We start from the raw sequence: 20,300 nt of genomic DNA on the forward strand, positions 1-20,300 counted from the left end.
CCCGTGAACTAAAACAACCTTGTACCTGCTTTAGTTAACGGCTTTTATTACGACTTTTGATTATTTCTTTGTAACTGATGTATGTAAAGAATGGAACCATAATATAAATAACCAAAATGACATCGAGTGCCACCAAGGCATAAACCATTTCTGCTTGCCCGATTGAGCCACAGAATTCCCAGTTAAAAACTTGAATGCATTCATATACTGATGTAGACCACACATACCCAGTACCGCCAATAACAATGCACAGCAGTACGATACTTCGTACCATTTTAAGGTATAACGTTTTAGATGGTTTTACCTTCAATTTTTCCATTCCTTTGGGTACTAACGCTTAACATATGGGGATTTTAGGAGCGCTGTTTCAGCGAGTAAAATTCCCACCATGATGTTTTTGTTATGTTTTCTTGTTGCACTTTGGACAAGCATTTGGTGTTTATGTGAGTCCTAAATTGTTAATGCCAATTGCGATTTTGTGACCACAATGATTACATTTTTGATAACTTGAAAATGCATAAATTATCATGGCTAAAGTTGAACCAATACCAAACCACAAAATACTAAATATAATTCTACCGTTACTAGCCTGAATTATCACATTACCTGCAACAAACCCACCGACCAAAACGATTACCATCACGAATCGCCAAAATATAGCTCTTTGATAAACGCTAAACATGCTCATCTGAAAACATAACACCCCGCTTAGGGGCGAAAATACGTGGGCTATAATAACGAGCGAAGCGAGGACAGCCCACGTGTTTTTGTCCCAGCACGCACCGCGTGCGTCTACAGCGGTTTGTTATGTAACGTCACCGCTAAATCCAAATTTTTTCCTACTTAAAACTAACGATACTAGAACAACTAATCCGACAAATGTACCAACTGGGAATATGAAGAGTAACAATGCTGAATATATTATTAACACCCAAAATAGCCATCTTGTTCGATAATTTAGGCCCACAACAGAAAGTGTTAAAAGGCAAATCGCAACTAAAGATAAGAATAATCCTAAGATCGTAGACAAAGCCGCTGATGACATTTCTTCTTTTGATATTTCAGGTTTGTTTTCTCCAAACAGCGTTATCTCCTGGAATGAAGAAGACATAATTAAATAAGAGTCAACAATTCCCCAAAGCGGCGCCCAAAAAAGCAATAGTCCAAAAATCGCCACGTATTTCCCTATAATTTCCTTGCTCACCATCTCTCCTCACTTAGTTACATAACGCCCCAATTTGGGGAAATTACGAGTGTTTTGCCACGCAGTGGCAGCGAGTAATTTTCCCAAGCCAGCTTGCTGGCTGAACAACATTGGCTTGTTATACACTACCACACCCGCCCCCTAGCTTTAAAAAATACTGCGATAACAAACGATGCAATAAATATAAAAACGTTCAAAAAAGTTGATGGCGATAAGAAAGTGATACTTCCTTTGACACAAAAACCAATGAATGAGATTAAAAATATTAATGCAAAGTAAAAACTCAATGAACCAATAGTTGAGGCTAATGCCCTGTTAAAATCTGGCTTGACTGGAAATGATATTAGTAAGCCAACAATAAAAATTATGATGCCTGAAATAGCTATATTTAGCCCAGTATACACAGCACCATATTGTGCAGGAAAAATTGCCATCACAAAGCTAAATGCTGCAATGATTAAAAATAATTCGCTTGTTTGTTGTAGGCTCATAGTTTAAATAGCGTATAACGCTTTTTATAAATGGCGCGCGTTGTTCGCGCGTCCAGTGGAGGCCGTTTTTTTGGCCGTAACAATATTTAATAAATTTGTTATACGCACATTAACCATTTTACGGGACTTTATTGAATAGTAAATATATAAAAGCACGAATGAAAATCCCCCCACAAAAGCAGGTCTATAGAAGTCAAACGCAGACTCTGAATGTATTAATAGTTGATATATAGCTGTACCAATAGAAATACCTATTGCCATTTTTAAACAGTAAACAAATTTATTTTTCATAACTAAACTTCCTTGTGCTTATAACACTTTAGTTAAACGGCACGCTCGCCGTAGTAAAAACATCCGCCGCTGCGAATCGTGTCCGTTTGAACGCTTTGTTATACGAACGCGAGTAAAAATGCTTGGCTAAACTTAGCGACGAAGGAGCGCAAGCCAAGCGTTTTACGTCCTTTTGAGTAAATTGTTATATACCGTTATTTAGTTTTCGGACATGGTTTTTCTGATCCAATCACTATAAGTAGAAATTCTGACCTGGTAAGACTTTTTTCCGTAATGACCAGCCGCAAACTCTTCTAAATTTCCCTCAATATAGTCCCAGCTAAACAAGGCAACTAAATATTTTTTTCCTTCAACGGCCATAATCAAAGGGCCACCGCTATCACCGGAACCGTCAATCCCTTCAAGGTCAAGAGCTTTTTCACCGGAGTCAAAAGTGATTGATAACCAATTAGTATGGGCTTCTTCAATTCTATTTTGCAGAAGTCTAAATTTTCCCTGAGTTCCTTGAATAGAACCAGTTATACCATTTCCCGTTGTCCCTCTGCCATACCCTGTTATTACTTGGTTGAGCTCTTTGTTTTCAGAATATATGTCAATGGGGGCGCTATCTGGTAAGTCAGAACTTAACTTTACTAAAGCAATATCGTGGGCAGTCATCATAAAGTCCATTAAATCAGAAGCGTCCCCACTTAACATGCTCTCAGGAATATCCGTTATACCGGGATGGATGATTACCTTTTCTACTTCAACTTCGTATTCGCCGATTTGTAGTGTTTTATCAATAATATTTGGTGGTAAAAGGTGTGCTACCGTCACGACCCAATTAGGAGCTATCAAAGCACCATGCCCGCCATCTGGCATATCGACGAAAAACGATGGTGTTTTTTCTAATTCATACTTGCTAGCTTGAACATCATGGCGAACGACTATCGCCAAACTATCGAAGGAAAATATTAGTATGCAGGCTAAGTATATATATTGAATGACTTTCATTTAATTTCCCTATTTATGTTTTTATTAGACTTGCGAAGAAGTTTATTCTTTGAGGTATATAACGCCCGCTTAAGTGGTGAGCAACGCTACCACAACACTCAATCATTACACCGTAAACACACAAGCCGAATCAAACCAAAACCGCCGAGCGTTGCGAATCCGTCTTAAAGCGTTTGTTATATGTTTGGTCACACCTTATCCGCAAAATAAGCCATGATTTCTTCTGTAGTCATTTCCTTAGTCTCGTTGGCAAAGCAATAATAGCTCGGGCGCATGTCACTAAAATATTGCATATCCATTTCCAACCCTTCTAGATTTGGAAATAAACCCACTGGCATATTGTACTCGCCTGTTTCTTTAAACTTATAGAACAGATGAGTTCCACACTCAGTACAAAAACCACGAGAAGCCCAAGAGGATGATTTGTACATTTTTACCTTATCATCACCTTCAATTTTCACTTGAGTACCACATTTCACCGCAAAGAATGGCGCACCTCCCCAAGTTCTGCACGATTGGCAGTGACACACTGTAAACTTAGGATTTACGTTTTCAGCGGTAATTTTTACAGCACCACAAAGACAGCTAGCCTTAGACATTGAGATAACTCCTAAATTGATGAAACATATAACACCCGCATAACGGGCAAAAATACGTAGGCTACAATACCAAGCGAAGCGCAGGGAGCCTACGTGTTGTTGTCCCAGCGAGCCCGCGAGCGAGTTTATGCGTTTGTTAGTTGCCGTAAATTCAATGGGTGTGCTAACATTTGTGTGTACATTTCATAAGGAGTTTACCATGGATACCCGTATTCAGTTTAGAGTAGATGAAGAAACTAAACGGCTAGCTCAGATAATGGCCGAAAGCCAAGGACGCACTTTAAGTGACGCTTGTAGAGAGCTTACGGAAGAACTCGCTGAACAGCAACGAAAAATAATTACTCATGATCAGTGGCTTACTGAAGAGATTAATGCTGCGTTCAGCAAATTAGAAAGTGGGCAAAGCAAGTTCGTCAGTCATGAAGAAGCGAACTTGGACATGGAAGCTCGAAAAATGAAAATTAGGAATAAAGCCAAAAAATGATCTTATGGGAAAAAAGCTCGTTGGACGATCGTGAGGCTATTTTCGAGTTTTTATACGAATTTAACCCATTAGCAGCAGAAAAAACGGATGCAATAATTGAGAAAAAAATTGAAAACTTGAACCAGCAACCTCTTATGGGAGTGGAGAGAGAGGGTATACCGGGAAGATTGTTAATAATTCCAGAGGTTTCAATGATTGTTTCATATTTCATAAAAGACGACATTATTCACATTCTTCGAGTTTTACACCAAAAGCAAAAATTTCCTGTAGGCAACTAACGCCCCAAGAAGGGGCAATAATACGTGGGCTAAAATACGGAACGAAGTGACGGGAGCCCACGTGTTATTGTCCCGCTTACTTGGTTTGTTAGGTGAAAAAGCTAACACAACCTAGGCTTGGTTTAGCAATGAATTTCTGCATTTTCTACAACGAAGCTCTACGTGCATAAAAAGCTTGGTGTAAACCCCAAAGACAGAAGCGACAATACCTGCAACAAACACATACAAGAATGAAGGCGCAAAAAGCACGAAGGCCAAAAAGGTAATGGCATAAAGCATTAGTGCAAGCGAAAGAAGCGAGTTCCGAATACTTTTTGAAAAGACATACTCCGCCTCGTTGTAACAAAGCAAACAGCAAGCGATATCTTTTTTCTTCAATCCAAAGGTAAACATTCCAGTGTCACCTAACCTTTAAGCTTTGGGGCGCAGGCACGGGGCCATAATCGCGAAGCGGCCCCGTGAATGCGTCATCAAACCTTGCGTGCATCTGTCAGTTTTGAAGGCCGTTCTGTCATTCTCTATGAGCGGGTATTTCCATTTTCTCAATACAATTCCCCGGTCAGTCACAACCCTTTTTTACGAGAATTAGCAGGCATTCTGCCTCAGCGTTGTTGCCCCCTTATCGTCACCGATGCTAGCTACCGCAACACATGGTTCCGTGAAGTGGAAAGGCTTGGTTGGTTCTGGCTTGGCCGTATACGTGGTGAAGTTGGCTTTCGTGAGCAGGGCCAATCAAAATGGCGCAGCAACAAGTCTTTTTATCCTTCAGCCAACGCCAGGGCGCGTTACCTGGGGGTTGGTTAGTTTGGGCGAAAAAGCCCGATTAATGCTTGTTTGCATTTGTTTAAAGCCAAATCCAAAGGCCGCAAAGACCAACGTTCTTCGAAAGCGGGACGTCATCACAATGCACAACAAAATTATCGGGATAGCAGTAAAGAGCCCTGGCTACTGGCAACGAATATCCCCGCAAAATCAATGCCCTCAAAGAAACTCGTCAACCTCTATGCCAAGCGAATGCAGATAGAAGAAAGCTTCCGGGACATAAAAAGCCCTCAGTACGGACTGGGGCTTCGCCACAGCAGAACACGCTGCCCTAAACGATTCGATGTGCTGTTGCTCATTGCGATGCTTGCCGAATGGCTGCTCAGGCTGATTGGGATCATAGCGTACAAGCACAATTGGCAACGTGCTTTCCAGGCTAATACCATCCGAAATCGTCCGGTACTCTCACTAATCAGGCTCGGACGGGAAGTTCAAAAACGCCGGCGGGATTACCCCGTTTCAATCTCTGAAATTAGGTGGGCTATCACTCAGTACATCCGGAAAGTTCACGTTACCGGAATACCTGAATTATGAGGGGATCCCCCAGCGCTCCAATATGGGGCGCACAAATGCATGGCTATAATTAGCGACGAAGGAGCGCAAGACATGCGTTTTGCGTCCTTGCCATAATTGGCTTGTTAGAGATACCTAGAACGGAAAAAAACTCAAACTAGTCGGCCTAATTTGAGATTTTAGGGTCAGATGAAAATTCACCCTATTTTTCATCTGACCCTAATTACTTAAAACGTAGGTTACCTGTTATTCTTCGAAACTTCCCCCATATTCTTTCGGAACAAGATCTACCTCTTCATCGCCCGTTTTTATTAGGTTGACGATCATTTGCGCGGCTAATGATGGTTGATGTGCGATTGACATAGCGCCGGCTTCTTGTTCTTTAGAAGTGTTTAAGCCGGATTTCACCGAGCCATAGAACTCGGTCGCTGTCATGAAGGGGTGTAGCAAAGAGACAGTGATACCTGCATCCGCTAGTTCAAGCCGTGCCACTTTTGAGATCATGTTCAGTGCTGACTTTGAGCTCGTATAAGCCGCTGAACCTGGGTAAGTTGCTAAGGTCGCGCCCGAGCTAACATTGATGATGCACCCGGCTTGTTGTTTGCGCATCAAGGGAATGACCGCTTGCATCATATTCAGTGGCGCAACGGTATTGAGATTTAATAGCTCCCGAAAGTCTTCAATGCTAATGTCTTCAATCGTGGCATAGAGTCCCTGTCCCGCGTTGTTGATCAATACATCGATTCGGCCGTATTTTTCTTGCGCGATCTGGACGGCTTTTTGAACCTCGATGGGGTTGGTTACGTCGCAGGGTAAGGCCAGAACATCGTTTCCCAGCGTTTTTGCTAGATCATCAAGTCGATCTTGCCGTCTTGCTAATAACACGGCTTGAGCACCTGCTTGAACGACCGCACGTGCTGTCGCTTCACCAATACCAGATGATGCGCCTGTAATGAGGACGACTGAATTTTTAATTTCCATGGCATATTTCCTATTCGAAAGACGTGGAGTGGTTAAAATAAACAAACATGTACTTCAGAGAGCCCATTAGGTATCTCTATTACACTGTTAATATTTATAACAAACCCACTAAACGCTGGCGTGTTAGTTTCTATCTATAAAATGCCTATTCCTGCTTAATTTATTGAGGCTTGATGAAAGCTATGCTAGAAAGAGTGATATGAATCATCCGCTTGAAAAACTAAGGTATCTTGTAGAAAAACGGGCTAAATCCGTACTTACCCAAACCAAAATTCCTCGTTTGGATATTCTTAGAGTTGGTCAGCCGACTGAGCTTTTTCCTGAGATCTATCAACCCCTGATTAGCCTAATCCTGCAAGGGAGTAAAAGGATTGTCATCGGGGATCAAGTCGTCGACTATCGTGCGGGACAAAGCTTTATTACATCCGTCGAGGTGCCTGTAATTGCCGAAGTGGTTGAATCGACTCCGACTTCCCCCTATCTGGCTTTGCGGCTTTCTCTCGACCGAGCGTTAGTGACAGAGATTTTATGTGAGATGGATAGCCCCTTGAGCTTGTCTGAGACGAGAGGTTTTTGCATTGATCAAGTGAGTGATGATCTTGCTGATGCATGGTATAGGATGATCCGTCTTAGCGATCATCCGGATGATATCGACTTAATCGCGCCTCTTATTGAACGCGAGATCCTGTATCGAATGCTGCGCGGCCCACAAGGTGCGGTGTTAAGACAAATAGCCGGTATTGATGATCGTTTTTTCCAAATCAGAAATGCCATTACATGGATTCGCAAACACTACGCCACGGCATTTCGGGTGGAAGAACTTGCCGCTACCGTGAACATGAGCCCGTCGGCTTTTCATCGACGTTTCAAGGCAACGGTTGGATTGTCGCCTCTTCAGTATCAAAAACAGATCAGATTATATGAAGCGCGCAGGCTACTCTTTACTGAGCTTGGCGGCGTCGCTGCCGTCGCTTTATCAGTGGGGTATGAGAGTCTGTCACAATTTAGCCGAGAATATTCTCGGCTGTTTGGCGCGCCCCCCGCACGTGACATCAGAACGCTTCGCCAAACAGCGAAAGGAGGTCTGCCATCAGAATTTTATGATTAAATGATAAAACCAGACACCCATGAATAGGGTTCTACCCCGTTTTTACGGACGGTTTAATAAAGACGTAAACTTGTTGTCTTGATTAGCAAGTCTACGTCGCATTCTCGGATTATGGAACCGCTCAACATAATCAAATATATCTGCTCTGGCTTCATCTCTTGTTCGGTACTGTCGATAGTTGATGCGTTCACGTTTCAACACGCCGAAGAACCCTTCACAGGCCGCGTTATCTGCACAATGCCCAACGGCGCTCATGCTGCTGGTTAAATTTTTCTGCTTCAGCAGCCGCTGATAATCGCCACTGGTAAATTGTGTACCGCGATCAGAGTGCAGGATCAAGTGATGTTGTTCCTGGCGTTGCCATACGGCCATCTCAACAGCCCGCATTACCATATGACGGTCCTGACGATGATGCATCGACCAGCCAACAATGAGTTTGCTGAACAGATCCAGCACGACACACAGATAGAGCTTTCCTTCCAGCGTGCCGACCTCAGTGATATCGGTCACCCATTTTGTTTCTGGTTCAAAGGCGTAAAAGTCACGTTTTAAATGGTTGGATAGTCCAGCTGGTCGCACTGATTTGCGCTTTGCACCTCAGCCCTTCTTACGCGGCCAACCATAAAGTCCATTCACAGCCATCAACCTGGCGACACGATTTAAGCTTGCCTTTATCCCTTCAGCCAGGAGGTCTTCGTGCATACGAGGCGCACCAATAATGCCGCCACTGTCGTCATGGATTTCGCGCATTCGCTTTAGCAGTTGTGCGTTTGCTCGTTCTCGCGCACTTGGCTGACGCTCCACCCAAGCGTAATAACCGCTAGGAGAGACGTTCAGACAACGGCACATGAGACGAACAGAGAAGGCATCGCGGCAACGCGATATCGCCAAATACCTTACGGTAACTCTTTGGCGAAGAACGTTGCCGCTTCGCGCAAAAAATCCCTTTCCTTTTTAACTTTGGCAAGTTCGCGTTTCAATCTTGTCATTTCCTCATCACGCGGGGAACCGCTGCCTTTAAATGCTTTATCTTTAGACTGCTCAGCTTCACTCTTCCAGCGACTCAGGAGGTTGGGATTGATACCGATATCCAATGCAATTTGACGACAACTGGCATCAGGCTGCTGTGCTAGCAACACCGCTTCGTGTTTGAACTCTGGGGAATACTTTCTTCGTTTGGTCATAGACACTCCTTTCAGGCATAGTATGCCTCTTTATGAATGTGTCCGTAAAATCTGGGTAGAACCCGTTAGGCATTGAGCTTATTAGCCCAACGATTTGTAACTAACAAGTACAAGCAGAAAAGCAGTAAGAATACATTTACTGCGACCAATAAGTAGTAAGTCTCTGGACTTTGTTGAACATAGTAGTCTGTTTTGCCTTTCCAGGATATATAACCGTCTTTAAATGCAATAAAAAGTTTATGTGTTAAGAATATGCTCAAAAGCGAAAGTATTACTTTTACAAATGCTAGTTTAGCGAAGTTATTTCTACTGTTAAGTCTTTGTGTTTCTTTGGGTTGAATAACTTTAGCGTCGATTTCTTGGCTGATTTTAAAATACCGGTGAATGTGAGTATTACGATCAATTGATTCTCGGGCTTCTAGAAGCTCCTTGAGATCATAGTTTGAGTAGTCCGGTTCCATCTGAATATACTCCTTAAATGCCTAACACCCCGCTTAGGGGCAATAACATGTGGGCTATAATATCGAGCGAAGCGAGGACAGCCCACGTGTTTTTGTCCCAGCAAGCTCCGCTTGCGTCTACAGCGGTTTGTTATACCTACTTTTTAACATGATTGACGTTGTAGGCAGTTACATTCACTTTAACTTTTTCGCATGGGTTTTCTGAGTCTTTACCAATGCAGTATCCAGTAAACCAAATATCTCCCAGACCTAAATGCATGCCATAAGAACTAGCAAATAGATCTGCGAATGTCTGCTGTTTGACCCTTTCAAGCATTTCACTTGTTACGATATCAGCATAATTCTTAACGAATTCATCTTTACTAAAATATTTTGAACCGCTATCAAAGTTGACTCTAATGGGATAGTCGTTAAGGCTGGCAACCTTTTCGATATCTTTCGCAATAAGGGCATCCTTCAACTCATAGAAAAAGTGTTCATATATCTCACTTTCTCCATATAAAGATTTAATCCTATCTCTTGATTCTTCATCTGTTGCGGCAAAAGTATTACAAGATACGATCGTGATTAATAAAACTAAAATGTTTCGCATATTCACCAGTAGGTATAACACCTAAATATGGGGCACAAACAGGCAGGCTATAATGGCGAAGCCGCCTGCATGTTTGTGTCCCAGCCCGCCCGCGGGCGACATAATTTTTTTGTTAGGTGACATTGCTTAAACATCCCCTTTGGGTAAGACAACAAGTAAAAATGTAGCCACAGGCCCTAAAAAAAGAGAGATTAGAAACCAAATTAGGCCCCTACGGCATTTGGACTGTGCTAGACCTGCATTGATCAGAGCCAGTGTTCCCCACCCGACAAAATACTGACTGCTATTTGCAATTCCTTCTGACATTACCATTTCCTTGTGAATTGAGACTGTTTGAAATTATAAAATATATAGTTAAAACTACATGACACTATGTTGAAAATCAGTGGCACATAACGCCCCACTTAGGGGCACAAATACGCAGGCTATAATCCAGAGCGAAGCGAAGGGAGCCTGCGTATTTGTGTCCCAACGAGCGCCAGCGAGTGACTAAAGTGGCTTGTTATGCCCGCCCCGATTAGCCCTTTTATATTTTTCCTGATATGCACGACGCTGTTTTGTGATTTCATACAAAACGATACCGGAGGTAGTACCAAGGTTTAAGCTTTCGATCATTCCAAACATTGGTATAGAAACACAGAAATCACTTCTTTCTACCGCTAGATCACTTATGCCACGAGACTCATTTCCGAACCACACTGCAAGTCTGGGTTGTGTGTAATCGGCTTCGTGAAGGATAAAATTATCTTTCCCTTTAACATGAGGAGAAGTGACTATTGATGTGTAACGGTTTGACTCTAAATGATCAAAGCATTCTTCGGTGCTGTTGAACCGTTTAACAAAACTCCACTTGATGGCTGAGACCGATGGCTTTGAAAGCGACTTCCTTTCTCGCATGTCTTGCCAATCATCTGGAAGCGTCCCTTTCGGATCTACAATATATGTTTTCTCGACACCTAGAGCATTAACGTTACGAATTACTGTACCGATATTTTTAATATCAGTGGGATACTCCATAACTGCTATTAGATTTTTACAACGATATGGTTTTATCGCGTCAGCTCTTTGCCTGATTTCAGATTTCATTTCATCCATAGATACTTAAATATTCCTTTGAGGGCATAACTTTTAAATATGGGGCACAAACAGGCAGGCTACAATGGCGAAGCCGCCTGCCTGTTTGTGTCCCAGCCCGCCTGCGGGCGATATAATTTTTTTGTTATGTGCCACTAGTGCAAAACACCCCAAGATTCGCAAACACCGCCATAGTCAGCCATGAGAGTGGTAAACTTTTCTTGAGTCTCTTTTACCAGCTCATAAGAGAGAACTTGATGAATATTGAATAAGATGTAACCGTTATATTCCCCGTCAGGTTCGTAAATCTGAATTGAACCAGCGAATTCTCTTAGCTTTGCAATTGCATCCGGATGAGGAGGCCAAGAGTCAAAGTCAACATTGAAATCTATCGTAGTTGGTTTAGAAAAATCGAATCCAGATTCGTCGAGTCTTTTTAACACGTCACCATCTGCATCATCAGGAAATTTCAATTTCGCCTCCTTGGCACATAACGCCTAAATATGGGGCACAAACAGGCAGGCGATAATGGCGAAGCCGCCTGCCTGTTTGTGTCCCAGCCCGCCTCGGCGGGCGACATAATTTTTTTGTTATGTGCCCTTGCTGCTAATGCGTTAAGTATATTTAAGAACATAAAATACCCTCAAACTTTGCTTTCCTTGTTTTTTGATAACCAACTTGGCTCATTTCCAGTGATACTCGCCACACTGAAAGCGTAAATGCCAACAGGCCCAGTAAATACTTGAAAATACTTCCACCACACCAAGCTACCAACATGAAGCCAACAGTACGCATTCCAAAAGGTTACCATTGTTCCTAGAATGGCTAGAAGCATAAGTAAGGCTCTAAACGGGAGACTAAACTTTCTATTACTCATGGCACATAACATTAAGCTAAGCGGCGCAGTTGCGTGGGGCATAATGGCGGAGCCGCCCCGCGTAAATGCGTCCGAGCGACCGAAGGGAGTGACTTGGGCGTTTTGTTAGGTACGTGCATATTACTTCATCGCCTTTTCTCGCGCTTTGATTCTTTGAGCCAAATGCGGTGGCAAAGAAGAGGTTACTTCTTTTTTATCATTGCTATTTTTAATACATAAAACAATGCCGGCAATGGGAGGTAAAAAGAATCCAAAGAAGAACCAAAGCCAAGTATTCCTGCCGGTCTCTTGAGCCCAGTATGCGCAAAAAATGCCAAATAAGAAACTGACCATGCCCTGAGTTGCAAAATTATGTTCCATTTAAATAGGCTTCCTTTCTTAAATAACGAAAATGATTATTTGGGTTAACCAAGAAGTACCTAACACCCCAAGAAGGGGCAATTACACGCAGGCTATAATACGGAACGAAGTGACGGGAGCCTGCGTGTTATTGTCCCGCTTACTTGGCTTGTTATGTGACATTGCCATTTACTTCCGTTTTACTTTAAGCGTATATATTGTTTTGGTAAGCATATCCCAAAGACAAATAACAATCAGCGCTAAGCCTGCTAAAAAACCAAAGCCATCTGAACGACGACCATCAAACCACGACCCAATATTTTCAAATCTAGTTACCATCCAGTAACACAGCAAAGCGCCAACAATCACTCCGCTTAAGTCCATAAGAAAATTCTTTTTCGAATACAGTTTTTTTGGGTTCTCTGAATGCATCAGTTGATCCAGTCGCTTTGGCACATAACGCCCCAAGCAGGGGCAATAACACGTAGGCTACGATACGGAACGAAGTGACGGGAGCCTACGTGTTAGTGTCCCGCTGACTTGGTTTGTTATGCCTATCCACCGTAGCGTGATACTTCAACCGATAAAAATGGTTGTGGGATATCATTGCCATATTGGTAGCTTACAGACACCTCTATATCCTGACTTAGGCCACTAATTTCTGTTACCGAATATGTTGCACTTATTTTTGAATATGAAAAAGCGTTTTGAATTAAGTTACCGTTGGATAGGCACTGTTCCAGGTTGGTAACATTTAGCCGCATGAACTCTTTTGAGCTATTTACTACTAGCCAGGAGCAAAAGCTTTTTTCAGATTCCTTTTGATTGTGAGTACATTTAATACTCATATTACTCCAGTCACTTTCTAATTTAAAACCAACAGAACTATCCACTGTCGCCGTTTCAGCGAATGTTTTGAAGCGTGCACACAGAGTTCCATCGGCAAAACTATTGCCGGTAAAACATAAAAGAACCAATAAAAGTGATTTTGTGTTCATAAGGCATAACGCCTCAATCAGCCGACGCGTCAGCGGTCGGCTGCATTGATTTGTTAGTTTCGGTTGAGTTGAATATCAAGGTTGATATAAACACCAATGAAATAATCATAATTATTGGCATTAACCAGTTTTTAGTTACTCTAAATGCTCTTTCACCGCGTTTTACTCTCTCCCACTCACTCTTCAGAATAGTTTGTGAGTATGAAGATGCACGCTCGATAGCCTCAATTGCTTTGCTATAATCTTGGCCCTTTTCGATGTTTATTTGGTTTTGGATAGTTGTAGCAGAATCCAGCAAACGATTGAGCTCCATATGCGCAGGTTCATTTTGATTTAATCTAAGCTTTATACGATACAGTGATTCGGCTCCATCAAATCGCATCTTGCCTACTTGCTCTTTACTGAACCTAAAGCCCCTTACATCTTCATCTGAGGCATGTGGGCTTCGGGCCTCTTGCATTGTTCGGCAAAGGGCACGTGCAGATGAAAAAAATGCAGCAAGATCGTTCCTTAACCCATCTATCCAAGCTTGCCTAAACTCAGAAGTCTTTTGCTCTTTACTCAAAGTGAGATTTATATATGCAATAAGCGCTGTAATTAATGCTGCGACAACGGTCGCAATAGGAGTAAGTGGTATAGTTGAAACGTCGATGTCCATTCCTCCTTAGAAACTAACGCCCGCTTAACAGGCGCACAAAAGCTTGGCTACAATTAGGAACGAAGTGACGCAAGCCAAGCTTTTTGCGTCCTTTGTTGAAGCGTTTGTTATATCTAAAGCTAGTTGACTTACCATAGACCAAGGAACTCAGCTGTATAAACGATACCTATACCAAACATGGGCAAACTGCTAAATTTCAACATACGCTTTTTACGATTTAATTCGCCTACATCCATTTTTTCCGAGTTTTTGATACTTACATAACCTAGCCCTTGGCTGAGATTATAAATACCTACCCCAAACCCGAGAGCCATCATTACCAATTGAAACAATTAGAATCTCCATTTACACATTAGATATAACGCTTACAATAACGGGAAAAACCGAGTGCTTTGGCACGAAGTGCCAGCGAGGCTTTTTCCCAATGAGCGAAGCGAATGTTGTTGATTGTTTTGTTATACGCAATTTGAATTAAACCTTAAACCACCGAAATAGTTTTTTTGCCGCAAATAGAACAATTAGTAGGGCAACAAGCATAAAAGAAGCTAATAACCCAAAAAAAGTAAGTATTTGAGTAGCAGAAAAACCTGCACTCCTAATTGGAACGTTTATATCTAGATCTAAAAGAGCTCCAAGTACATGCGAAAACGAAACTGTTAAAGCAGTGAAAATTAAAATTAGTACAAAATAAATAGATGTTCTAACTCGCTGATGTTTCTTATTGGCAGTGGCATCTATTCTGTAGTTAAAAGCCATATTCTAAGGGAAACCTTTTTGCGTATAACACCCACATAAGGGGCAGTAACACGTGGGCTAAAATCCGAGCGAAGCGACAAAGCCCACGTGTTACTGTCCCAGCGAGCCTGCGAGCGGCTTAATGTGATTGTTATACGCAATTTGAATTAAACCTTGAAACGCTGAAATAGCTTTTTTGCCACAAATAGAACAATTAGCAAAACAACAAGCATAAAAGAAGCTAACAGCCCAAAAAAAGTAAGCATCTGAGTAACAGAAAAGCCTGCGCTCCTGATTGGAACGGTTGTATCTAGTCCTAATAAGGCTCCAAGTACATGCGAAAACGAAACGGTTAAAGCAGTAAAAATTAAAATTAATACAAAATAAATAAATGTTCTTACACGTTGATGTTTCTTATTTTCAGTGGCATCTATTCTGTAATTAAAAGCCATATTCTAAGGTAACCCTTTTGCGTATAACTTCCCACTAAGGGGCGATAACGCATGGGCTAAAATTAGGAACGAAGTGACGCAGCCCATGTGTTAGCGTCCCAGCGAGCGAAGCGAGAGCCTTGAGTGGTTTGTTATATTGCATTTTTTAATACAGCCTCAGTTTTGCCAAGTGGTTCTTTTGCTATGCGCTGGAGTTGCTTACCAAAGCTGTTAATTGCTTGGGGCTCGACTTTTAAGTCGAAATTAACTTTATAATTTTCGTTTCTTACATTTGTGAAAGACTCAATGTGAGCAATAGTAATAGCAAGTAACGTGTGCCCAGAATTGTCTGTGCAGAAACCGGAAACTGAAAAGTATGAAATATCCGCTTTAGAGCGTGTCGTAAACTCAAAGGAATCAATTACTGATTTAGGAAATACCTCTAGCATTTTTCCCAATTCTTCAACTTCATTTCTATTGGTATAGCAGTCAGCTCGCCCAGCAAAAGCGCCATTGGTTCCGCTTATCCTAATCTCGAATAAACATTCATCTTCCCATATGGATGAAATTGCTAAATGACTCTCCATGTTACTCCTGCAATATAACACCCCGCTTAGGGGCAATAACACGTGGGCTAAAATTTGGAGCGAAGCGACTGAGCCCACGTGTTATTGTCCCAGGGAGCTTGCGACCGACTACAGCGGTTTGTTAGTACCCGTGAACTAAAACAACCTTGTACCTGCTTTAGTTAACGGCTTGTATTACGACTTTTGATTATTTCTTTGTAACTGATGTATGTAAAGAATGGAACCATAATATAAATAACCAAAATGACATCGAGTGCCACCAAGGCATAAACCATTTCTGCTTGCCCGATTGAGCCACAGAATTCCCAGTGAAAAACTTGAATGCATTCATATACTGATGTAGACCACACATACCCAGTACCGCCAATAACAATGCACAGCAGTACGATACTTCGTACCATTTTAAGGTATAACGTTTTAGATGGTTTTACCTTCAATTTTTCCATTCCTTTGGGTACTAACGCTTAACATATGGGGCGCAGACTTGCTGGCTAAAATTGCGAGGTACGAGCCAAGCCAGCGAGTATGCGTCCCAATGAGCGGAGCGAATGAACATAATGTGTTTGTTAGAAGTACCATGTTTACCACCCCTCCAAATGTGTACCAACCTCTTTGCCTTTTTCTAAATCATCTTTTGCTAAATAGCCAAAGCGGTTATGTTCATTTCGCATGCTCAATCTATGGAATGTGATACAACAAAGTAAATAGACTAACCAGAAAAAAAGCAATAACCCTGCAAATAACAGTGACTTTTCAGAGAAATCAAGCCCATCTCTGAAGAAGACTATCGGGATACCAATAAGCGCGACTAGCCATGAAATATGCAGAAATGACACTTTTGCAGCGGTCTTTAATATTGAGGGATTGTAGTAAGACATTTGCAGATCCTTCTGGTACTTCTAACCCCCCAAGAAGGGGCAATAACACGTGGGCTATAATACGGAACGAAGTGACGGGAGCCCACGTGTTATTGTCCCGCTTACTTGGTTTGTTATACCTGTGTTTGTACAACCTTGGAACCGCTTTTTATAAATGAGCTTAAAGTACGGTCAATACAAGAATTTGAAAAAACGTTGAAATCATATGGTGCTCTAGAAACCTCGTAGTAAGATTGTACCGATTCATTTTCAACGAATACCAATAAGGTTACTCCGTCATTTACCCACACTGACGTTAGTGATTCTAATGGCCATTCAAAGCCGAGCAAGTCAGTTGCAGCTTCATTATTGGAGTAAGGGCCGAGAAAACAAACTTTTTCCCAGTTGCCGTCAACGTACTCGACTAATTTTATAGGTTCTTCAGCGTAATCAAATTCTAAGCGCGGTGCCTCTGACTCACTGATGGAGCAACCATTCAAAACCAGAATTAAAACCGCCAAATATAAATGTTTCATAAGAAGGTATAACGCTTCACATATTGGGCGCGGGCTTGCTGGCTATAATTGCGCGAAGCGCCAGCCAGCGAGTTTGCGTCCCAATGAGCGGAGCGAATGAACATAATGTGTTTGTTAGCTCTTGTTTTTTCAACGAAAAAAATTGTTAATGGATTCAGCTTCTTTGTATAAACTCTCATAGTCAGCAAACTCTCCTCCTTCATCTTTATAAATTAACAAGCATTTCTTTCGAGCTTCAATAAAAATTCCATCTTTACTTTCAAGATACTGAATGAGTCTCTCGGGAAAAGTCTTTTTCAACGAATTTGGTTCAGAACTTCTTAGGACATACTTCTTTGAGAAGTCTGGGTATTTTTCAAAATCAATATCACTAGATCCAAAGACCTGTTTAATTTTTTCAATGATATTTTCTGGAAGTAGTTCAAAGTTAGGTAATTCTCGATCTTCAAACTTAATCAATACAGCTCTTATCGTTGCAAGCTTAGATGCTGTGCTTTTATCTGAGTTCTTAGGTGTGTATCTAAAATCGAAGATGAAAAACTCATCAGTGCCTTTTAATTTACTTAATACATTAGTGGCTTCATAGTCGCCATAATTACCACTAGCTTTATCAATTAGAGAGAAACCGTGATTACTGATCTCCGAGTAAACATAGCCATCTTCAATAAAGGAGTGTTTAGCAATAAATTGATCTCTAGTAGCAGCAAACTTTTTTTCACGCTTGGTTGCAATTCGGGTTGTTACTATCAGTGCAATTAATAGTAATCCCCAAAAAATAACATCGAATGTACTCATATTCTCCTAGAGAGCTAACACCCCGCTTAGGGGCAAAAATACGTGGGCTATAATAACGAGCGAAGCGAGGACGGCCCACGTGTTTTTGTCCCAGCAAGCTCCGCTTGCGTCTACAGCGGTTTGTTATGCGCTTGGTAGCGCGGGCACTGAAGCTGGAAACTCGAAGATAAACTTTAAAAGCATTTCAGAAAATGTAACCAATTCAGTTGCATCATCTCTATCCATAAGGCTTATTTCATGGGTTGCTTCATTTCCCTTTTTACGAATGTGGTCAACCCACCCTCTACCATTTGGCGGAACAAAACCGTTTTCAGCTAAGAAATCAACATACTCAATAAATCTTAAATTTTCCTTAGCCCCTTGAGAAACGGCGATATTCATAAGCAGCTTTCGGCTTATTAAAACAGACGCAGTGTATGCTGATATAGAAATACAGTTTCGCGCTTCCTGATACAGTGCATGAACTTCTTCCGGAACACTTTTAACATCGTTTCCAGGCGAAATATCTGGCAATTTTTTTGAGCCAAGAAAGAATGTTGGCTTACTACAATGCGGGCAAATTCTAATTCTGGCTCTCAACCCGTCTATATTGTTATTATTAAAAAAGCCTATATCAGACGCTACCTTGTTGTTGCAAAAACCGCATTCGAATGAAAGTGACTCAATTTTCGCAGTATGATTCCAACCGTTTGACATTATTTATCCTTTTTCTAGATAGCGCATAACGCTTTGCTCACGCGCACGTTTTGCGGAGCGGTTTTTGGTGTAAAATGGGAGCTTGCGACCTTACACCAAAAAGTGCGCAGCAAAACGTGTCGCTGTGGAGCAACTTGTTAGAGCTTAATTGTTTCAACTTCGTTGTTTCCGTTTTCAGTAAACCACAACTCAGCCATATTCATTACATCATCAAACGATTCATCGTTATGGGACGTAGTTGTAATGTGATGACTTTCATCATACCTCTCAGGATCAGTTACATAGAGATCCATAGCTGTTTCCCATTGACCACAGTGCTTTCCCCACGTACAAAACAATTCAATCTTCCGAAAAAATAGCTTTTCAAGAATATATTCGTAATCTTCTGAATATTCTTTATCTGTAGCAATTATAACCTTGCTCGGTTTCATATCTCAGTGAGCTCTAACAATTTATTATCTTTCAAAATGGTGTAAAACAATACACCATCTTGGTGTATATAATTCAAGCTAAACATACCGTTTTACTTTTTAAAATCATACAATTATTAAGCACCGTTTTGGTTCGTTTAATAATTTCGGTATTAAAAACACCAATTTGACCAACTATTTTTGGTTATGCAAACTGGCTGCTAATCGGCGCATTGAATTACCTTTATTAACGCAAATCACAACATATGGCCAGTTATTTTGCCGCGCTGGCCTTGTTACGTTATATGTTTTGCAGGTAATAGCATGAAATCGGCTTTTTTAAACAGCGTACGTGACTTTATGATGGTTAAACGCTATGCCAAGCGCACCATTAAGTCTTACTTACTTTGGATTGCCGACTATATTCGTTTTCACAATTACACACATCCTATAAAAATGGCCGACGCAGAAGTGCAACAGTATTTAACCCATATAGCGGTTAAGCGTAACTACTCTGCCAGCACCCAAGCCAGTGCGTTAAATGCTTTGGTATTTTTGTATAGCAAATACTTGTCTGTACCACTAAGTAATGAGTTAGAGTTTGTAAATAGTGGCCGGCAACGCAAGTTGCCGGTAGTACTTACCGTATCTGAAGTTCAGCTGTTACTGGCGAATATTCCTGAAGCTCAATCGCTGCCGGCTTCACTGTTGTATGGCAGTGGCCTCAGGCTTATGGAGTGTGTAAGGCTGCGTGTAAAAGACATCGACTTCGATTATCGCTGTAAACGGATCTGGAATAGCAAAGGCGGCAAGCATCGTGTTGTTACCCTGTCCAACACATTAGTGGCACCACTCAAAACCCAGAGTGAAAAAGTACAACATATCCTGGCAAGAGATCTGCAAAATCCCGACTACGCCGGTGTCTGGATGCCCAATCAACTTGCCAAAAAGTATAAATCTGCGGGTAAATCTATTGAGTGGCAGTATTTATTTCCGGCCAATAAATTGAGCACCGATCCTGAAAGCCAGTTAACCCGGCGCCACCATATTGACGAAAAGCAAATTCAAAGAGCAGTGCGGCACACAGCGCAACAGCTTGGATTAAAAAAGTCAGTAACCCCGCACACCTTACGACATTCGTTTGCCACGCACCTGTTATTACAGGGCGCCGACATCCGCACAGTTCAGGATCAGCTGGGTCATAGCGATGTCAGAACAACACAAATCTACACACATATTCTGCAGCGCGGCGGCAATGCGGTAGTGAGCCCATTGGAGTTATTAAAATAATCTGCCGGGCCCACGC

The 20,300-nt window shown here is 41.7% G+C and carries 28 protein-coding genes and 2 pseudogenes; 5 read left to right on the forward strand and 25 right to left on the reverse strand.

Features of this window, described 5'->3' with window-relative positions:
* Positions 1-34: 34 nt before the first annotated feature.
* The 5 genes from OIK42_RS11450 to OIK42_RS11470 form a co-directional block, all read right to left on the reverse strand.
* Positions 35-319 carry a hypothetical protein gene (locus OIK42_RS11450; RefSeq protein ID WP_273640636.1) on the reverse strand — a complete coding sequence of 95 codons (285 nt, stop codon included), beginning with the start codon at positions 317-319 and terminating at the stop codon, positions 35-37.
* Positions 320-805: 486 nt separating this feature from the next.
* Positions 806-1,204, reverse strand: coding sequence for a hypothetical protein (locus tag OIK42_RS11455; protein ID WP_273640638.1), 399 nt, complete (start codon positions 1,202-1,204; stop codon positions 806-808).
* A 125-nt stretch (positions 1,205-1,329) separates the two neighbouring features.
* Complete coding sequence (locus OIK42_RS11460) at positions 1,330-1,695, reverse strand: hypothetical protein (protein WP_273640639.1); 366 nt, start codon at positions 1,693-1,695, stop codon at positions 1,330-1,332.
* A gap of 489 nt (positions 1,696-2,184) precedes the next feature.
* Complete coding sequence (locus OIK42_RS11465; protein WP_273640641.1) at positions 2,185-2,979, reverse strand: trypsin-like serine protease; 795 nt, start codon at positions 2,977-2,979, stop codon at positions 2,185-2,187.
* A gap of 188 nt (positions 2,980-3,167) precedes the next feature.
* Positions 3,168-3,584, reverse strand: coding sequence for a GFA family protein (locus OIK42_RS11470; protein ID WP_273641513.1), 417 nt, complete (start codon positions 3,582-3,584; stop codon positions 3,168-3,170).
* Between the two features lie 193 nt (positions 3,585-3,777).
* Between OIK42_RS11470 and OIK42_RS11475 the strand changes: the two genes are divergently transcribed.
* Positions 3,778-4,062, forward strand: a complete 285-nt coding sequence (locus OIK42_RS11475; protein ID WP_273640642.1) for a type II toxin-antitoxin system TacA family antitoxin — start codon at positions 3,778-3,780, stop codon at positions 4,060-4,062.
* Positions 4,059-4,340, forward strand: coding sequence for a type II toxin-antitoxin system RelE/ParE family toxin (locus OIK42_RS11480; RefSeq protein ID WP_273640643.1), 282 nt, complete (start codon positions 4,059-4,061; stop codon positions 4,338-4,340). Before OIK42_RS11475 ends, OIK42_RS11480 begins: the two co-directional genes overlap by 4 nt.
* A 111-nt stretch (positions 4,341-4,451) precedes the next feature.
* Here OIK42_RS11480 and OIK42_RS11485 read toward each other — a convergent pair whose 3' ends face one another.
* The gene (locus OIK42_RS11485; protein ID WP_273640645.1) at positions 4,452-4,733 is read right to left on the reverse strand and encodes a hypothetical protein; all 282 of its coding nucleotides are present in this window, start codon (positions 4,731-4,733) and stop codon (positions 4,452-4,454) included.
* Between the two features lie 69 nt (positions 4,734-4,802).
* On the opposite strand from OIK42_RS11485, the pseudogene OIK42_RS11490 reads away from it, so the two are divergent.
* Positions 4,803-5,696 (forward strand): annotated as a pseudogene (locus tag OIK42_RS11490) (IS4 family transposase); the annotation flags it as partial.
* A 225-nt stretch (positions 5,697-5,921) separates the two neighbouring features.
* Here the strand turns inward: OIK42_RS11490 and OIK42_RS11495 are convergent.
* The gene (locus tag OIK42_RS11495; protein ID WP_273640646.1) at positions 5,922-6,656 is read right to left on the reverse strand and encodes an SDR family oxidoreductase; all 735 of its coding nucleotides are present in this window, start codon (positions 6,654-6,656) and stop codon (positions 5,922-5,924) included.
* Between the two features lie 199 nt (positions 6,657-6,855).
* On the opposite strand from OIK42_RS11495, the gene OIK42_RS11500 reads away from it, so the two are divergent.
* Positions 6,856-7,764: an AraC family transcriptional regulator gene (locus OIK42_RS11500; protein ID WP_273640647.1), complete on the forward strand. Its 909-nt coding sequence runs from the start codon at positions 6,856-6,858 to the stop codon at positions 7,762-7,764.
* Positions 7,765-7,795: 31 nt separating this feature from the next.
* Here OIK42_RS11500 and OIK42_RS11505 read toward each other — a convergent pair.
* From OIK42_RS11505 to OIK42_RS11590, 18 genes and pseudogenes are all read right to left on the reverse strand, one after another.
* A pseudogene (locus OIK42_RS11505) lies at positions 7,796-8,948 on the reverse strand (IS3 family transposase).
* A gap of 65 nt (positions 8,949-9,013) precedes the next feature.
* Positions 9,014-9,409, reverse strand: a complete 396-nt coding sequence (locus OIK42_RS11510) for a hypothetical protein (RefSeq protein ID WP_273640648.1) — start codon at positions 9,407-9,409, stop codon at positions 9,014-9,016.
* Between the two features lie 136 nt (positions 9,410-9,545).
* Positions 9,546-10,001, reverse strand: a complete 456-nt coding sequence (locus OIK42_RS11515) for a hypothetical protein (protein ID WP_273640649.1) — start codon at positions 9,999-10,001, stop codon at positions 9,546-9,548.
* 489 nt (positions 10,002-10,490) lie between these two features.
* Entirely contained in the window at positions 10,491-11,096 is a 606-nt protein-coding gene (locus OIK42_RS11520) for a TrmH family RNA methyltransferase (protein WP_273640651.1), read from the reverse strand.
* 134 nt (positions 11,097-11,230) lie between these two features.
* Positions 11,231-11,548 (reverse strand): ribonuclease E inhibitor RraB, encoded by a 318-nt coding sequence (locus OIK42_RS11525; RefSeq protein ID WP_273640652.1) that lies wholly within the window; start codon positions 11,546-11,548, stop codon positions 11,231-11,233.
* Between the two features lie 524 nt (positions 11,549-12,072).
* Positions 12,073-12,312, reverse strand: a complete 240-nt coding sequence (locus OIK42_RS11530; protein ID WP_273640653.1) for a hypothetical protein — start codon at positions 12,310-12,312, stop codon at positions 12,073-12,075.
* Positions 12,313-12,480: 168 nt separating this feature from the next.
* Complete coding sequence (locus OIK42_RS11535) at positions 12,481-12,723, reverse strand: hypothetical protein (protein ID WP_273640654.1); 243 nt, start codon at positions 12,721-12,723, stop codon at positions 12,481-12,483.
* 122 nt (positions 12,724-12,845) lie between these two features.
* Complete coding sequence (locus OIK42_RS11540; RefSeq protein ID WP_273640656.1) at positions 12,846-13,289, reverse strand: hypothetical protein; 444 nt, start codon at positions 13,287-13,289, stop codon at positions 12,846-12,848.
* 13 nt (positions 13,290-13,302) lie between these two features.
* A complete protein-coding gene (locus OIK42_RS11545; protein WP_273640657.1) occupies positions 13,303-13,947 on the reverse strand; it encodes a hypothetical protein in 645 nt (214 codons plus the stop codon).
* A gap of 128 nt (positions 13,948-14,075) precedes the next feature.
* Complete coding sequence (locus tag OIK42_RS11550; RefSeq protein WP_273640659.1) at positions 14,076-14,279, reverse strand: hypothetical protein; 204 nt, start codon at positions 14,277-14,279, stop codon at positions 14,076-14,078.
* Positions 14,280-14,418: 139 nt separating this feature from the next.
* Positions 14,419-14,703, reverse strand: coding sequence for a hypothetical protein (locus tag OIK42_RS11555; RefSeq protein ID WP_273640661.1), 285 nt, complete (start codon positions 14,701-14,703; stop codon positions 14,419-14,421).
* Positions 14,704-14,849: 146 nt separating this feature from the next.
* Positions 14,850-15,134, reverse strand: coding sequence for a hypothetical protein (locus OIK42_RS11560; RefSeq protein WP_273640663.1), 285 nt, complete (start codon positions 15,132-15,134; stop codon positions 14,850-14,852).
* A gap of 131 nt (positions 15,135-15,265) precedes the next feature.
* A complete protein-coding gene (locus OIK42_RS11565; protein ID WP_273640664.1) occupies positions 15,266-15,700 on the reverse strand; it encodes a hypothetical protein in 435 nt (144 codons plus the stop codon).
* A 581-nt stretch (positions 15,701-16,281) separates the two neighbouring features.
* Positions 16,282-16,578 carry a hypothetical protein gene (locus OIK42_RS11570; protein WP_273640666.1) on the reverse strand — a complete coding sequence of 99 codons (297 nt, stop codon included), beginning with the start codon at positions 16,576-16,578 and terminating at the stop codon, positions 16,282-16,284.
* A 113-nt stretch (positions 16,579-16,691) separates the two neighbouring features.
* Positions 16,692-17,093, reverse strand: a complete 402-nt coding sequence (locus OIK42_RS11575) for a hypothetical protein (RefSeq protein ID WP_273640668.1) — start codon at positions 17,091-17,093, stop codon at positions 16,692-16,694.
* Between the two features lie 129 nt (positions 17,094-17,222).
* Positions 17,223-17,888, reverse strand: a complete 666-nt coding sequence (locus OIK42_RS11580) for a hypothetical protein (RefSeq protein WP_273640670.1) — start codon at positions 17,886-17,888, stop codon at positions 17,223-17,225.
* 123 nt (positions 17,889-18,011) lie between these two features.
* Positions 18,012-18,584, reverse strand: a complete 573-nt coding sequence (locus tag OIK42_RS11585) for a DUF4145 domain-containing protein (protein WP_273640672.1) — start codon at positions 18,582-18,584, stop codon at positions 18,012-18,014.
* A 137-nt stretch (positions 18,585-18,721) separates the two neighbouring features.
* Positions 18,722-19,015: a DUF7684 family protein gene (locus OIK42_RS11590; RefSeq protein ID WP_273640673.1), complete on the reverse strand. Its 294-nt coding sequence runs from the start codon at positions 19,013-19,015 to the stop codon at positions 18,722-18,724.
* Positions 19,016-19,318: 303 nt separating this feature from the next.
* Here OIK42_RS11590 and OIK42_RS11595 point away from each other — a divergent pair, with 303 nt between their 5' ends.
* Entirely contained in the window at positions 19,319-20,284 is a 966-nt protein-coding gene (locus OIK42_RS11595; protein ID WP_273640675.1) for an integron integrase, read from the forward strand.
* The last annotated feature ends 16 nt before the right edge of the window (positions 20,285-20,300 follow it).

It is taken from the genome of Alteromonas gilva, assembly GCF_028595265.1.
Taxonomy (GTDB): Bacteria; Pseudomonadota; Gammaproteobacteria; order Enterobacterales; family Alteromonadaceae; genus Alteromonas; species Alteromonas gilva.